We start from the raw sequence: 15,115 nt of genomic DNA on the forward strand, positions 1-15,115 counted from the left end.
TGTGCACCGCGCTGACGCGGGGCCGGGCGTCCGCCGTTCTCAGTACTGCCGGCGCTCCGCCTGCCTCCGTGCCACGTATGCGGCGGCTTGGGAACGCCGCTCCATGCCGAGCTTGGAGAGCAGGCTGGACACATAGTTCTTGATGGTCTTCTCGGCGAGATGCAGCTGCTCGCCGATGGCCCGGTTGGTCATCCCCTCGCCGATCAGATCCAGGATCCGGCGCTCCTGGTCGGTGAGGTTCGCCAGCCGGTCGTCACCGCCCGGCCTGCCGCCGCCGTCGCGCAGCCGCTCCAGGACGCGGGCCGTCGCGACGGGGTCGAGCAGTGATTTGCCCGCGGCGACGTCGCGTACCGCGCCGAGCAGTTCGTTGCCGCGGATCGCCTTGAGCACATAGCCCGAGGCCCCGGCCATGATCGCGTCGAAAAGCGCTTCGTCGTCGGCGAACGAGGTGAGCATCAGACATTTGATGTTCTCGTTATGCGAACGAACTTCCCGGCACACCTCGACGCCGCTCCCGTCCGGCAGCCTGACATCCAGAACAGCCACGTCGGGGCTGGTCGCAGGGATTCTGACCAGGGCATCCGCCGCTGTACCGGCCTCTCCGACGACCTCGATATCGGGCTCCACCGAGAGCAATTCATGAACGCCGCGCCGTACGACCTCATGGTCGTCGAGCAGAAATACAGTGATTTTTCCCTCTTCGTTCACTTCGGCAGTCTCACACATCGGCTCTTCCCGTGTCCGGGGTGTGCGGGATAACGTGCCCGTGTTCCGGCGGTCCGCAGGGCCCTGACCAGTGGTGTTCCCGCATTTTCTCGATTTACTTGGAAATCCAAGCAAAATCGCAGGTCAAATGGGGTTTCGCAGTAATGCTGCGCACTGGGTAACGTGCCTATGACAGGACGTTCGCCGGGGCACCTGTCACGCTCGGATCCGGCCGCGTAGCACACACCCCGTGCACCGGCCCGGACTCGGGCGAGCCGCACTGGCCACACCGGCGGACCCCGGGGGCCGGACCGACGGAGGAGCACGCACGTGACCGTGGAGAGCACTGCTGCCGCGCGCAAACCGCGACGCGCCAGTAAGCGCGCCAGCGCCGCTAAGAAGCCACAGAGTTCCGAGCCCCAGCTCGTACAGCTGCTGACGCCCGAGGGCGAACGCGTCGAGCACCCGGACTACGAGATCGACCTGACCCCCGACGAGCTGCGCGGTCTGTACCGGGACATGGTGCTCACCCGTCGCTTCGACGCGGAGGCCACCGCCCTGCAGCGCCAGGGCGAGCTCGGACTGTGGGCCTCGCTGCTGGGCCAGGAAGCCGCGCAGATCGGCTCGGGCCGGGCGCTGCGCGACGACGACTACGTCTTCCCGACGTACCGCGAGCACGGCGTCGCCTGGTGCCGCGGTGTCGACCCAACGAACCTGCTCGGCATGTTCCGGGGCGTGAACCACGGTGGCTGGGACCCGAACACCAACAACTTCCACCTGTACACGATCGTCATCGGCTCGCAGACGCTGCACGCCACCGGCTACGCGATGGGCGTGGCCAAGGACGGTGCCGACTCGGCCGTGATCGCGTACTTCGGTGACGGCGCCTCCAGCCAGGGCGACGTGGCCGAGTCCTTCACGTTCTCCGCGGTCTACAACGCGCCCGTCGTGTTCTTCTGCCAGAACAACCAGTGGGCGATCTCGGAGCCCACGGAGCGGCAGACCCGGGTGCCGCTGTACCAGCGTGCCCAGGGCTTCGGTTTCCCCGGCGTCCGCGTCGACGGCAACGACGTGCTGGCCTGCCTGGCCGTCACCCGCTCCGCGCTGGAGCGTGCCCGCCGAGGCGAGGGCCCGACGCTGGTCGAGGCGTTCACCTACCGGATGGGCGCCCACACCACCTCGGACGACCCGACCAAGTACCGCCACGACGACGAGCGTGCGGCATGGGAGGCGAAGGACCCGATCCTGCGGCTGCGGGCGTACCTGGAGAACTCCGTCCTCGACAAGAGCGAGGCCGAGGCGTTCTTCGCTTCGCTGGACGAGGAGAGCGACGTGCTCGCCAAGCGGGTGCGCGAGGCGGTCCGGGCCATGCCCGACCCCGACGACATGGCGATGTTCGACCATGTGTACGCCGACGGGCACGCGCTCGTCGACGAGGAGCGGGCCCAGTTCGCCGCCTACCAGGCGTCGTTCGCCGAGGAGGGCAACTAGCCATGGCCGTGCAGAAGCTTCCTCTTGCGAAGGCGCTCAACGAGTCCCTGCGCAAGGCTCTCGAGACCGACCCCAAGGTCCTCATCATGGGTGAGGACGTCGGCAAACTCGGCGGCGTCTTCCGCATCACCGACGGGCTGCAGAAGGACTTCGGCGAGGACCGTGTCATCGACACGCCGCTCGCCGAGTCCGGCATCGTCGGCACCGCGATCGGCCTGGCCCTGCGCGGCTACCGCCCGGTCGTGGAGATCCAGTTCGACGGTTTCGTCTTCCCCGCGTACGACCAGATCGTCACGCAGCTCGCCAAGATGCACGCCCGGGCACTGGGCAAGATCAAGATGCCCGTCGTCGTCCGCATTCCCTACGGCGGCGGCATCGGCGCGGTCGAGCACCACTCCGAGTCCCCCGAGGCGCTCTTCGCGCATGTCGCGGGCCTCAAGGTGGTCTCCCCGTCGAACGCGTCGGACGCCTACTGGATGCTGCAGCAGGCAATCCAGAGCGACGACCCGGTGATCTTCTTCGAGCCGAAGCGGCGCTACTGGGACAAGGGCGAGGTCGACACCGAGGCCATCCCCGGACCGCTGCACAAGGCCCGTGTCGCCCGCGAGGGCACCGACCTCACCCTCGCCGCCTACGGCCCGATGGTGAAGGTCTGCGTCGAGGCCGCGGCCGCGGCTGCCGAGGAGGGCAAGTCGCTGGAGGTCGTCGACCTGCGCTCGATGTCCCCGATCGACTTCGACACGATCCAGACGTCGGTCGAGAAGACCCGCCGGCTGGTCGTGGTCCACGAGGCCCCGGTCTTCTACGGCTCCGGCGCGGAGATCGCCGCTCGTATCACCGAGCGGTCCTTCTACCACCTGGAGGCCCCGGTGCTGAGGGTCGGTGGCTTCCACGCGCCGTACCCGCCGGCCCGCCTGGAGGAGGAGTACCTTCCGGGTCTGGACCGGGTGCTGGACGCCGTCGACCGCTCGCTCGCGTACTGAGGAGTGCCGTGACCATGACTGCAGACACTTCGCTGCGCTTCCGCGAGTTCAAGATGCCCGACGTGGGCGAGGGGCTCACCGAGGCCGAGATCCTCAAGTGGTACGTCCAGCCCGGCGACACCGTCACCGACGGCCAGGTCGTGTGCGAGGTCGAGACGGCGAAGGCGGCCGTCGAGCTGCCGATCCCGTACGACGGCGTCGTGCACGAGCTGCGCTTCGAGGAGGGCACCACCGTCGACGTCGGCACCTCGATCATCACGATCGACGTGGCGCCGGGTTCGGAGACCGTCGAGGAGCCGCAGCCGGCCGCCACCGAGCCCACGCTCGCCGCTGCCGAGCCGCAGCCGGAGCCGGAGGACAAGCCGAAGGGCCGCCAGCCCGTCCTCGTCGGCTATGGCGTGGCCGAGTCCTCCACCAAGCGACGCCCGCGCAAGACCGCGGCCGGAGCTGTGCCGGAACAGGCCGCCGCGGCCGCGATCCAGGCCGAGATGAACGGCCACGGCGCGGCCGCCGCGCCCGCCCGCCAGCGTCCGCTGGCCAAGCCCCCGGTGCGCAAGCTCGCCAAGGACCTGGGGATCGACCTGGAGACGGTCGTCCCGACCGGCCCCGACGGCGTCATCACCCGCGAGGACGTCCACGCGGCGGCAGCGCCCGCTGCCGCGCCCGTCGCCGTGCCCGCGGCCGAGGTCCCGGCTCCCGCGCCGGCCGCGGCCGACGCCTTCGCCCGTGAGACCCGTGTCCCGATCAAGGGCGTACGGAAGGCGACCGCGACCGCGATGATCGGCAGCGCCTTCACCGCGCCGCATGTCACCGAGTTCATCACGCTCGATGTGACGCGCACGATGAAGCTGGTCGAGGAGCTGAAGGCCGACAAGGACATGGCGGGGCTGCGGGTCAACCCGCTGCTGCTGATCGCCAAGGCCCTGCTGGTCGCGATCAAGCGGAACCCCGAGGTCAACGCCGCTTGGGACGAGGCCAACCAGGAGATCGTCCAGAAGCACTACGTCAATCTGGGCATCGCCGCGGCCACCCCGCGCGGTCTGATCGTGCCGAACATCAAGGACGCGCACGACAAGACCCTGCCCGAGCTGGCAGCGGCGCTGGGCGACCTGGTCGCCACGGCCCGCGAGGGCAGGACCACCCCGGCGGCGATGCAGGGCGGCACGGTGACCATCACCAACGTCGGCGTCTTCGGCGTCGACACCGGTACGCCGATCCTCAACCCCGGTGAGTCCGCGATCCTCGCGGTCGGTGCGATCAAGCTCCAGCCGTGGGTGCACAAGGGCAAGGTCAAGCCCCGCAAGGTCACCACGCTGGCGCTCTCGTTCGACCACCGCCTGGTCGACGGCGAACTGGGCTCGAAGGTGCTCGCCGATGTCGCGGCGATCCTGGAGAACCCGAAGCGGCTGATCACCTGGGCCTGATGCCCGGTTTCACGTGAAACGCCCGGCCGGGTCTTCCCGGCCGGGCGTTCGCGTACTGGTCGACGCCAGGTCCGCAGGGCCTACTTCTTGAAGCCGTAGTCCATGAGCTTCTTGGCGTCCGTCGTCCTGTTGGTCTCCGACGTGGAGGCCAGGACCGTGCCGATGACCGTCTTGCCGTTGCGGGTCGCGGCGAAGACCAGGCAGTACTTGGCCTCGGGGCCCGAGCCCGTCTTCACCCCGATCGCGCCGCTGTAGGAGCCGAGCAGCTTATTGGTGTTGGCCCACGGCGCCATGGTGCGCGTGGTGCCGGTCTTCGTGACGGTCTTGGCCGTGTACGACTTCGTCTTCACGATGCTGCGGAACGTGGAGTTCTTCATCGCGCTGGCCGCAATCTTCGTCAGGTCGCGTGGCGTCGAGTAGTTCGAGCCATTCCCTATCCCGTCGAACGAGTCGAAGTGCGTGTTGCGCAGACCGAGGTCGGTAGCGGCCTTGTTCATCTTGCCGATGAACGACTTCACACGGTCCGCGCGCGTGCTCCCCGAGCCGAACTTGTCGGCGAGCGCGTAGGCCGCGTCGCAACCGGACGGCAGCATCAGGCCGTAGAGCAGCTGGCGGACCGTGACCTTGTCGCCGACGATCAGGCGGGCCGACGAGGCGGTCTTGGAGACGATGTAGTCGCTGTAGGCCATCTGGATCGTGACCTTGGCGTCCAGGTTGAGGTTCGGCTGGGCGAGCACCACCTTCGCGGTCATGATCTTGGTGGTGGACCCGGTGGAGCGCCGGGTGTCGGCGGCCTTCGTGAACAGGCTCGCCCCGGTGCCGTTGTTCATCACGTAGCCGCCCTTGGCGACGATCGTGGGGGGCGGCGGCGCGGCGGTCGCCTGTGCCTGGCCGGCGAATGCGCCGCCCGCGAGGACCGCGCCCGCGGTGAGGGTCACGGTGACAGCCCGACGCGTGCCCTTGATGAGTGTTTTCAAGTGGAATGCTCCGATAAGCGAAAGTTGCGAATTGCCCCTGAAGTGCGAACGCGTGGGGTGCCGCTCGGTAAGGAGACGTGCGAGGGGCACCGACGGATGTACGTGTTTCGCGATGTGGACCGAACTTTCTGATGCGCCTGTGTTGTATCTAAGCTGTGTGCATGCCTGCCGCGTCCGTGAAACAGCCCCCCGCCGCCGACCGTGTCTACACGCACATCAAGCAGGCCGTACTCGACCGTCGCTACGAAGGCGGAACACTCCTCACCGAAGGCGAACTGGCCGACGCCGTCGGCGTCTCCCGCACCCCCGTGCGCGAGGCGCTGCTCAAGCTGGAGGTCGAGGGGCTGATCAAGCTCTATCCGAAGAAGGGCGCCCTCGTCCTCGCGGTGTCCGCCCAGGAGATCGCCGACGTCGTCGAAACCAGGCTGCTGGTCGAGGAGTTCGCGGTGCGCAAGGCGGTGCCCGCGCCCCCGTCGCTCATCACCCGCCTCGAGGAACTCCTGGGCGAACAGCAGCGGCACGCCGACGCCGGCGACCTCGCCGCCTTCGCCGTCAGCGACCGCTGCTTCCACGCGGAGATCGTCCGCCACGCGGGCAACGACATCCTCGCCAAGCTCTACGACCAGCTGCGCGACCGTCAGTTGCGCATGGGCGTCGCCATGATGCAGGCCCTGCCGGACCGCGTCACGCGCAACTACGACGAGCACGCCGAGATCCTGGAGAAGATCCGGGCCGGCGACGCGGAGGGCGCGGCCGAGTGTGTACGGCAGCACCTGGGCCGGGTCAAGGTCCTGGTCCGGGGTGAGGCACGGTGAGCGCAGCATCCCTGGGGTGCCGGATTCCCGGCGATCCCCCGGGCGGCCGCCGTGCCGCCGCCGTCTGGGGCATCGGCGTCGCCGTCTACTTCGTCGCCGTCATCTTCCGTACGTCCCTGGGCGTCGCCGGACTCGACGCCGCCGACCGCTTCGACGTCAACGCCTCGGCCCTGTCCACGTTCTCCATCCTCCAGCTGCTCGTCTACGCGGGGATGCAGATACCGGTCGGCCTGATGGTCGACCGGCTCGGCACCAAGAAGGTCCTGACCATCGGCGTGGTCCTGTTCACCGTCGGGCAGCTGGGGTTCGCGCTCTCGCCCTCGTACGGCACGGCGCTCGCCTCACGGGCCCTGCTCGGCTGCGGTGACGCCATGACCTTCATCAGCGTGCTGAGGCTCGGCAGCCGCTGGTTCCCGGCCCGCCGCGGGCCGCTCATCGCGCAGGTCGCCGCCCTGTTCGGCATGGCGGGCAATCTGGTGTCGACGCTCGTCGTCGCCCGCATGCTCCACGACATCGGCTGGACCGCCACGTTCGCCGGCAGCGCGGCCGCCGGGCTCGTCGTCCTCGTCCTGCTCGTGCTGTTCCTCAAGGACCACCCCGACGGTCATGAGCCGCCGCCCGCGCGGCACGCCGGGGCGGCCTACGTGCGCCGCCAGATCGCCGCGTCCTGGCGAGAGCCCGGCACCAGGCTCGGGATGTGGGTGCACTTCACCACGCAGTTCCCTGCCATGGTCTTCCTGCTGCTCTGGGGGATGCCGTTCCTTGTCGAGGCGCAGGGGCTCAGCCGGGAAACCGCGGGCGCCCTGCTGACACTGGTGGTGGCGTCCAACATGGTCGTCGGCCTCGTTTACGGGCAGATCATCGCCCGACACCACGCAGCCCGCACACCCCTGGCGCTCGGCACCATTGGCGCCAGCGCCCTGCTGTGGGCGATCACCATGACGTACCCGGGCGATCAGGCGCCGATGTGGCTGCTCATCACCCTGTGCGCGGTGCTCGGCGCCTGCGGACCCGCGTCGATGATCGGCTTCGACTTCGCCCGGCCGGCCAACCCGCCGGAGCGTCAGGGGACGGCATCGGGAATCGTCAACATGGGTGGGTTCGTCGCCTCGATGACCACATTGCTCGCGGTGGGCGTGCTGCTGGACGCGACCGGGGACAACTACCGGGTCGCCTTCTCGTCCGTGTTCGTGCTCCAGGCACTCGGCGTCACCCAGATCCTGCGGCTGCGGGCGCGCACGGTGCGGCGCGAGCGGGAGCGGCTGGTGGCGAGCAGGGTGGAGACCGTGCACGTACCGGTGTGAGCGCCGGTGCGGCCCGGCGGCGTGCCTCGGGCCGGGAAGGTGTCTGCGGCGCCGTGAGGGCACCGCCTCACCGCCCCACGGCGTCCGTGATCCGACCAGGCGTCAGGGCGTGACCGCGAACACCTGCAGGATGGCCGCGGCCAGCGCGTCGTCGCCGTCCACCTTGATGCGGTCCGCCACCGCGGCGGGACGCACCCGGCCGCAGGCCAGGCGGTAGAACGTCTCCCAGTCCGTCGCGATCGTCGCCACCGGACCCAGCGACGGCGAACCGTCCACGGAACCGCGTCCGTCGGCGTCCACCCGCACGGTCCGCAGGAACTCCAGCGGGCCGCTCACATCGAAGACCACGGCCGAGTTGGCGGGCGCGCCCGCGTCCTTGGCCACCACCTTCGGCAGCGCCTCCAGCAGGCAGTCCCGGGCGACAAGGGCGCCGGGGGAGTCGAGGTTGCCCGGCCTGCCCAGTGTCACGCGCAGATCCTGCTCGTGCACCCAGGTGTCGAACGCGCGCATGCGCATGGCCAGTTCCAGGGTCTGCTCGGCGCCGAGCGGCGCGCGGACCATCGTGTCCGGGCCCCGCGTCTCGTTGCGCAGCTGACGAGCGCGGCGGATCATCGTGTACTCGAGTTCGGAGGTCATCTCCGGCGCCGTGTGGTGCCGACGCACATCTACCTGCATCTCCATGTAGCGGGCGAACTCACTCTGCACGTGGTACAGATCGCGCGGCAGGGAATGGATGGGGCGCGGGTCGCCGAGCATCTCGCACTCCATGCCGATGACGTGCGAGACGATGTCGCGCACCGACCAGCCCGGGCACGGCGTGGCGCGGTTCCACTCACCCTCGACGAGCGGCTGCACCAGTTCGGCTATCGATTCGACCGCGTGGGTCCAGGCATCGGCGTAGTTCTGGAGGCTGGGATGGACGGTCACGGGACCCCTCGGCGGTTCTGCGGTACGCGGGCTGGGCTGCTGACTGCTGGGCTGCGTGGGAGGCTCGGCAGTTAAGTTACGCTGCCGAGCGTCACCCCGGCAGTGCTTTCGTGTGACGATCGTAGGCCCGTGTTGACGGCTCGAATGCCAGGACGGTGGTAGTGTGCGCGCCTCTCTCATCCAGATCGCAGCAGACCCGGACGAATCGGTCGTTTCCCGAAGGCGGCGCGTGGCCGCGCTCGTACGCGAACAACGGGACGCCGAACTGGTGATCCTGCCCGAGCTCTGGCCCGTCGGAGCCTTCGCCTACCAGCAGTTCGAGGCCGAGGCCGAGACCCCGCACGGGCCGACCTGCGAAGCGATGGCCAAGGCCGCGAGCGACGCCGGGGTCTGGCTGCACGCGGGATCGATCGTCGAGAAGGCCGACGACGGGACGCTCTACAACACCGCACTCGTCCTCTCCCCCGCCGGGGAGCTCGTCGCCACCTACCGCAAGATCCACCGCTTCGGCTTCGACAAGGGCGAAGCGGTGATGATGGGCGCCGGCGAGGAACTGGTGACCGTCGACGTCCCCGGACCCCTCACCCTCGGCCTTGCCACCTGCTACGACCTGCGCTTCCCCGAAATGTTCCGCGGCCTGGTCGACGCGGGCGCCCAGGCCCTCGTCGTCCCGGCCGGCTGGCCCGCCCGCCGCCGTGAACACTGGACCCTGCTGGCCCGCGCTCGCGCCGTCGAGAACCAGGCGTACGTCCTGGCCTGCGGCACCGCGGGCACCCATGCGGATGTCGAGCAGGCCGGACACAGCATCGTCGTCAACCCCTGGGGCGAGGTCCTCGCCGAGGCGGGCCCCGACGAGGAGGTGCTCACCGTGGACCTCGACCCGGCGACGGTGACGACGACCCGCGAACTCTTCCCGGCCCTCAAGGACCGCCGGCTGGGACTGCCGACGCCGCACCTCCGCGACTGAGCCCGCGTCTCAGTCCTCCTCACGCTCCCGCTCCGACATCCGGATCACACACACCGCGACAGCGATCAACAGCGCCGCGTCGGCGTCCTCGCGGACGACATCCACGCCGTACGTGTCCCGGAGGGTCAGCCACCGGCGGGAGATGTGCGCCAGCAGTTCGCCCTCGTACTCGACGGCGAACTCGCGGTCCAGGATCCGCCCGCTGACGTCCAGTCCAGTGCCGTCGGCGAGCGTCACCCGGTAGTGGTTGCGCAGCAGGGACAGCCGCTTGCGCCGGATGGTGGCGAGCGTCCCGCCGTCCCGCTCGATCGTCATCGCGCCGCGCAGGCTGAGCAGCTTCTGCCGCAGTGTGATCAGGACGTACCCACTCGGATCCTTCAGCTCCAGGGTGTCCCGGACCCGCAGCGCCTTCCCGTCCACAAGGAAGGCGTGGTGGCCCCGCTCGTCCTCGATCCAGTAATCGTCGCCGATCGCGAAAATCTTGTCCCGCACGAGGTATTTCATGCGGCCCGTATACCCGGCGACGGAGGGCCGGGCAGCTTGCCGGCAGGCAATACATGCGGGGGCGCGGCAACAGGGGGAGTGCCGTTACCCGAAAAGGTGAGCATCGTGTCCCGGGCTCTGCATCAGGTGCCGCGCCGGTCGCACGCCTGCGCGGTGGCCGACCTGGTCCGGGGACTTCCGGTCCTGCCGGAGCTGTTCCGCCGGGGAATTACTTGCGGGTGCGGAAACGGCAGAGCCTTGTTGTCCCGAACTGCACCGCGGGCAGCTTCTGGACCACGGCTGTCAGGACCGCGGGCCGGTCATTGACTGACGGTGCCTCGGGAGGGTGAATCTCACCCACCACTCGGAGCATGCATTGATACCGCGTCGCCCACGCTTTCGTCATTTCGTCATATTGGCTTCAGTGCCATTTCACGAAAACTGGAGGCAGAGGTGCGTTCACCGACTTCCGGCAAACGCTGGGCCGTCCGATGCGCCCTGGTCATGGCTGCGATGTTCAGTCTGACCAGTGTGATTGCGATGGGCGGGGTTGCTGTCGGAGCAACCGCCAGGGCCGAGACCCCGGCCCAGGCTCATGGCAAGGTCCGCGTCTGTGGCACGAAACTGTGCGACGAATCAGGCGCGCCCATCCAGCTCAGAGGGATGAGCACACACGGCACGCAGTGGTACGCCCACTGCCTGACCGACCGCGCCCTGGATGCGATGGCCTACGACTGGAAGGTGAGTGTCCTGCGTGTCGCGACGTATGCCCGCGCGGGCGGGTACGACGCGAATCCCAGGAAATTTACCGACCTGGCAAGCCAGTTGATCGAGAAGGCCAGCGCCCGTGGCATGTACGTCATTGTGGACTGGCACTTCATCAACCCGGGCGACCCGAACGTGGACATCGAGAACGCGAAGAAGTTCTTCAAGGAGATCGCCCAACGGCACAAGCACCGGAACAACGTGATGTACGAGATCGCCAACGAGCCCAACAAAGTGACCTGGGAGCGGATCAGGAGCTACTCGGAGCAGGTCATTCCGGTGATCCGCGCCGAGGACCCGGACAGCGTGATCCTCGTCGGCACCCGTGGCTGGTCCACGCTCGGCGAAGCCAACGGCGCCACCGAGCAGGAGGTCGTCGACAACCCGGTACGCGCCTCCAACATCATGTACACCTTCCACTACTACGCGCAGCACTATCGGGACGCATACCGGAAACGCCTGGAAATCGCCTCCGCCAAGCTCCCCATTTTCGTCACGGAGTGGGGTGCCACTTCGTACACGGGTTGGCAGAACGACTTCCCCATGGCGCAGAAATTCGCCGACGTGATGGCGAAGAAGCAGATCAGCTGGACGGCTTGGAGCATCTCCGACAACGAGCAGGATCTAGCGGTCTTCAAGAAGGGCGCCTGCAGCGCCGGCACATTCGCGGGCGCCGACGTTCTCAAACCGTACGGCGTCTGGCTCCGGGATCGGATCAGAGGCTGAGCACAGCCGCCCGTGCCCTCCGCTGCTCATGCTCCGCAGCCTCGACATGAGTGGCCCGCGCTGCCCCACCGACCTTCCCCCACCGAACGTCACCAACTCCCGCAGGAGGATGCACGCGTGTACATCGCCAAGCCCCGCAGAAAAGTCATAGCCCGCGCCCGGGTCACCGCGTCAGCCGCCGCGGCGGTGACCGCCGGGCTGCTGCTGCCGCTGGCCGGTACCGGCAATGCCGCGCCGCCGCCGGCCGTCACCTCAGCCGCCAAGGTCCCGTCCGGCATCAAGAGCATCTCGTCCGGATGGACCATCCCCTGGGGCACGACGTGGCTGCCGGACGGCTCTGCGCTGATCAATGAACGGGACTCGTGGGAGATCTTCAAGGTCAGCCAGACCGGCACCAGGACCAAGGTCGCCGTTGCGCCGCTGATCGCGAGTCCCAACAGCGGGGAAGCCCTGCTCGGGATCGCCGTGTCGCCCAACTGGAGCCAGGACCACCACATTTACCTCTACCACGGGGCCAAGGAGGGCAACCGGATCGCCCGGATGACCTACGACGGGTCCACCCTCACCGGCTACAAGACGCTCGTCACCGGCATCAAGAGAGGTCTGCACAACGGCGGACGCATCAAGTTCGGCCCCGACGGCTACCTTTACGCCGCCACCGGCGACGCGGGGATACCCGGCGAGGCGCAGGACAAGCAGTCCCTCAGCGGCAAGATCCTTCGGCTGACGACCGACGGCAAACCCGCTCCGGGCAACCCCTTCGGAACCCTCGTCTACTCCTACGGCCATCGCAACCCGGAGGGCCTCACCTGGGACGCGCAGGGCCGGCTGTGGGAGACCGAGATCGGCGAGAACACCTGGGACGAGCTGAACCTTGTCGAGCCCGGCAAGAACTACGGCTGGCCCATCTGCGAGGGCAAGTGCGCCACCACCGGCCTGGTCGACCCCGCGCGACAGTGGCACCCCTCCGAAGGCGTGCCGAGCGGACTTGTTTACACCGACGGCGCGTTGTACATCGCCTCGTTGAAGGGCCGGCGACTGTGGCGGGTCCCGGTCGACGGAGCCACCACCGGCACCCCGGTCGCGTACTTCACGAGGGGCTACGGTCGGCTGAGGGATGTCGTGAAGGTCCCGGGCAAGAACGCCCTGTGGATCACCACCGACAAGGCGGGTACGGGCGCGGACCGAGTGCTCCAGGTCGACCTCACATAGCACTCGCCCCCAGGTCGTCATCCGGTCGGCCGGTCGAGGCTCTGTGAGCCTGGACCGGCCGACCTCCTGTTGCATGCTCGTCCAGCCGCGGTTCTCGACCCGCCGGCGGTCCGTATCGGCGAGCAGCGCAGCAGTCGGTTGAGCACAGCAGTCCGGGCCGACACGACTTCGGTCGGCCCGGGCCGGAAATGTCACGCCGGCCGAGGCTGGTTCGGCCCCGGTCGGCGCACCTCACAGTCTCCCGGGACTCTCCGCGGGCTCGATGAAAGCCTTTCGCGTCACGGCAGGGACCTGTTCTGACGTGGTACGTCGGGGCGGTACGAGGATTCGGCCCACGATCACGGCGTAGAACAACCCGCAGAACAGCACCAGCGCAAAATTCAGCGGGTACATGGTGAAGGTCCGCCAGAGCGCGGTGCCCACCCAGATCAGAGCCGTACCCCCACTCCAGACCCACACGCCGATCAAGAGACGTCTGTTCCCGTTCCGCCGTGCGGTCGCCGAGCCGGTCGGCCGCCAGGCCTGACGCCTGCCGCGCACGATGTCCCAGATCGCGAAGACATGCGCCCAGCCGTACATCATGCGGACGGCCCACGCTTCCAGCCGGTAAGGGCACTTGTGCCACCACGGGAAGATCACGGTCGTATAGATCACGCTGGGAAGTACCAGCAGCACGTACTCGATCTTGAGCTTTTCGGGCATGGCCACCAGAAGAATGATCGGGATGAGCGGGGCCAGGAAGATGAAGAGCGCCGTATGGATGTAGTAGAGAAAGCCGGAAACGTAGCAGAGGCGGGTGGTGAGCCTGAGCTTCGTGTCCCAGAACTTCTTGCTTCCCAGCAGGCTCATGGAGCCCAAGCACCAGCGGTACTGCTGGTGGTAGAACGCACCCACGTTGTCGGGGCAGTTGCCGGTGGCGAGAGGGATCGGTACGTAGCGCAGGTCCCAGCCCAGACGGCGTAGGTCGAAGCCCGTGTGTACGTCCTCCGAGTGCTCGATCAGGGTGGTGCCGCCGTTGGAGTCGAGCGCGGCGCGCCGGTACACGGCGCAGCTGCCCACGCAGATGGCGCCGTCCCGGTTCTGCCGGGAAACCTGGATCGCCCGGTAGAACAGCTCCTGCACCGAGCCCGCCCCGCGCTCGATCCAGCTCTGTCCGTCGAGCACGCGGAAATGCTGCGGCGACTGGACAATGCCGGCCTTCGGGTCACGCTCCATGTACGGCAACAGTTCGTCCAGCAGATCCGCGCGGGGAGCGAAGTCGGCGTCGAGGATGAGGATGTACTCCTCGTCGGAAATGCTCAGCCCGTAGTGGAGGTTGCCGGCCTTCTTGTACCAGCCGCGGTTGGGCCGGCTTCCGTAGACGAAGCCGAAGCCCTCGGCCATGGCGGCGAGCTGTGGGTTGTCGGAGTCGTCGAGGACATACGGCGTGGCCATGCCGGGATAGCGGTCGGCGAGCCGTCGCACATGGGTCCAGGTGTTCTCCAGCACGTCGATGGGCTCGCCGCACACCGGCAGGAAGACCGCGACCGTCGGGTACGTCTGCGGCTGCCAGTCCTGCACGAGTTGGCGGTGCGACCTCAGGTCGAAGTCGGCGGTGAAGGCGTTCACCAGCAGGGAGGTGAGGTAGTACAGGACGGTGAAGATCAGGCACGGCAGCAAGGGGATCAGCCACGGTGATGACTCGATCAGCCTGAACTGACTGAAGGCGAGGCACCCCATGCTGATGAGCGAAGCGGCCGTGAGCACCCAGAGGCGGCGTCTGACGTAGGAGTACTTCTCCTTGTCGTCCGGGGGCTGCGGGAGCACGCAGGTGGTGGCTGTCGGTGCGAATCGGGCAAGCTCCCGGGTGGCCGTCGGCCGAATCGTTCCCACCGTGCCATCAGGGGAATCAGTACGCATGGTTCTCCTTGAATGCAGCAACGTCGAGAGCGAAAAGCCCGGTTTCCGGCGCCGCCTCCGACGGCATGGTCACCTCCCACGACAGCCCCAGCCCCGCGTGACCTGCGCGTTCGATTGCGCCGATTGCTGCACCGGTCGCCCGAAGGAGCGAGAACGGGCGGGACGGCGAAAGGCATCGGTCTGGGCCGAGCGGGGGGCCTCCGCCTGAGACGGCGGGCCCGCCCAGGGCCGCCCTGCTCGGACGGTCACGTGTCGGGCCGACCACCAAGATCCACCTGGCCGCGACCGGCGAGGAACTGCCCGAGGACGCCGTCACGAACGACTGACCGGAGCCGGCCCCGGGCCGGGACGTCGGATGCCACGACGACGCGGAGCCGGCCCCCCGCCTGGCGGCGCTGTACCTGGACCGACCCCTGCCGGAGCCGGCCTTCTGGGAT

Annotated in this window: 13 protein-coding genes; 8 read left to right on the top strand and 5 right to left on the bottom strand. The window is 68.3% G+C overall.

Annotation, left to right across the window (positions count from 1 at the left end):
- Positions 1 to 39: 39 nt before the first annotated feature.
- Entirely contained in the window at positions 40 to 708 is a 669-nt protein-coding gene (locus AC067Z_RS27140) for a response regulator (RefSeq protein WP_478792236.1), read from the bottom strand.
- 327 nt (positions 709 to 1,035) lie between these two features.
- On the opposite strand from AC067Z_RS27140, the gene pdhA reads away from it, so the two are divergent.
- The 3 genes from pdhA to AC067Z_RS27155 are packed head-to-tail and all read left to right on the top strand — an operon-like array spanning position 1,036 to position 4,603.
- A complete protein-coding gene (pdhA, locus tag AC067Z_RS27145; RefSeq protein ID WP_478792237.1) occupies positions 1,036 to 2,196 on the top strand; it encodes a pyruvate dehydrogenase (acetyl-transferring) E1 component subunit alpha in 1,161 nt (386 codons plus the stop codon).
- Positions 2,197 to 2,198: 2 nt separating this feature from the next.
- Positions 2,199 to 3,179, top strand: coding sequence for an alpha-ketoacid dehydrogenase subunit beta (locus AC067Z_RS27150; protein WP_478792238.1), 981 nt, complete (start codon positions 2,199 to 2,201; stop codon positions 3,177 to 3,179).
- Positions 3,180 to 3,193: 14 nt separating this feature from the next.
- Positions 3,194 to 4,603, top strand: coding sequence for a dihydrolipoamide acetyltransferase family protein (locus AC067Z_RS27155; RefSeq protein ID WP_478792239.1), 1,410 nt, complete (start codon positions 3,194 to 3,196; stop codon positions 4,601 to 4,603).
- A gap of 80 nt (positions 4,604 to 4,683) precedes the next feature.
- Here AC067Z_RS27155 and AC067Z_RS27160 read toward each other — a convergent pair whose 3' ends face one another.
- A complete protein-coding gene (locus AC067Z_RS27160) occupies positions 4,684 to 5,580 on the bottom strand; it encodes a D-alanyl-D-alanine carboxypeptidase family protein (RefSeq protein ID WP_478792240.1) in 897 nt (298 codons plus the stop codon).
- 161 nt (positions 5,581 to 5,741) lie between these two features.
- Between AC067Z_RS27160 and AC067Z_RS27165 the strand changes: the two genes are divergently transcribed.
- Positions 5,742 to 6,395 carry a GntR family transcriptional regulator gene (locus AC067Z_RS27165; protein ID WP_478792241.1) on the top strand — a complete coding sequence of 218 codons (654 nt, stop codon included), beginning with the start codon at positions 5,742 to 5,744 and terminating at the stop codon, positions 6,393 to 6,395.
- Entirely contained in the window at positions 6,392 to 7,699 is a 1,308-nt protein-coding gene (locus AC067Z_RS27170) for an MFS transporter (RefSeq protein WP_478792242.1), read from the top strand. Before AC067Z_RS27165 ends, AC067Z_RS27170 begins: the two co-directional genes overlap by 4 nt.
- Positions 7,700 to 7,801: 102 nt before the next feature.
- Here AC067Z_RS27170 and AC067Z_RS27175 read toward each other — a convergent pair whose 3' ends face one another.
- Positions 7,802 to 8,626, bottom strand: a complete 825-nt coding sequence (locus tag AC067Z_RS27175; protein ID WP_478792243.1) for a maleylpyruvate isomerase family mycothiol-dependent enzyme — start codon at positions 8,624 to 8,626, stop codon at positions 7,802 to 7,804.
- A 163-nt stretch (positions 8,627 to 8,789) separates the two neighbouring features.
- Here AC067Z_RS27175 and AC067Z_RS27180 point away from each other — a divergent pair, with 163 nt between their 5' ends.
- A complete protein-coding gene (locus tag AC067Z_RS27180) occupies positions 8,790 to 9,593 on the top strand; it encodes a carbon-nitrogen family hydrolase (protein ID WP_478792244.1) in 804 nt (267 codons plus the stop codon).
- A 9-nt stretch (positions 9,594 to 9,602) separates the two neighbouring features.
- Here AC067Z_RS27180 and AC067Z_RS27185 read toward each other — a convergent pair whose 3' ends face one another.
- The gene (locus AC067Z_RS27185; RefSeq protein ID WP_478792245.1) at positions 9,603 to 10,097 is read right to left on the bottom strand and encodes an LURP-one-related/scramblase family protein; all 495 of its coding nucleotides are present in this window, start codon (positions 10,095 to 10,097) and stop codon (positions 9,603 to 9,605) included.
- A gap of 519 nt (positions 10,098 to 10,616) precedes the next feature.
- On the opposite strand from AC067Z_RS27185, the gene AC067Z_RS27190 reads away from it, so the two are divergent.
- Both AC067Z_RS27190 and AC067Z_RS27195 read left to right on the top strand, forming a co-directional pair.
- Entirely contained in the window at positions 10,617 to 11,567 is a 951-nt protein-coding gene (locus tag AC067Z_RS27190) for a glycoside hydrolase family 5 protein (RefSeq protein ID WP_478792246.1), read from the top strand.
- A 117-nt stretch (positions 11,568 to 11,684) separates the two neighbouring features.
- Positions 11,685 to 12,779 carry a PQQ-dependent sugar dehydrogenase gene (locus AC067Z_RS27195; protein WP_478792247.1) on the top strand — a complete coding sequence of 365 codons (1,095 nt, stop codon included), beginning with the start codon at positions 11,685 to 11,687 and terminating at the stop codon, positions 12,777 to 12,779.
- Positions 12,780 to 13,010: 231 nt separating this feature from the next.
- Here AC067Z_RS27195 and AC067Z_RS27200 read toward each other — a convergent pair whose 3' ends face one another.
- Positions 13,011 to 14,678, bottom strand: a complete 1,668-nt coding sequence (locus tag AC067Z_RS27200) for a glycosyltransferase family 2 protein (RefSeq protein WP_478792248.1) — start codon at positions 14,676 to 14,678, stop codon at positions 13,011 to 13,013.
- Positions 14,679 to 15,115: the final 437 nt, after the last annotated feature.

The sequence above is a fragment of the Streptomyces sp. NPDC043812 genome, from assembly GCF_056436245.1.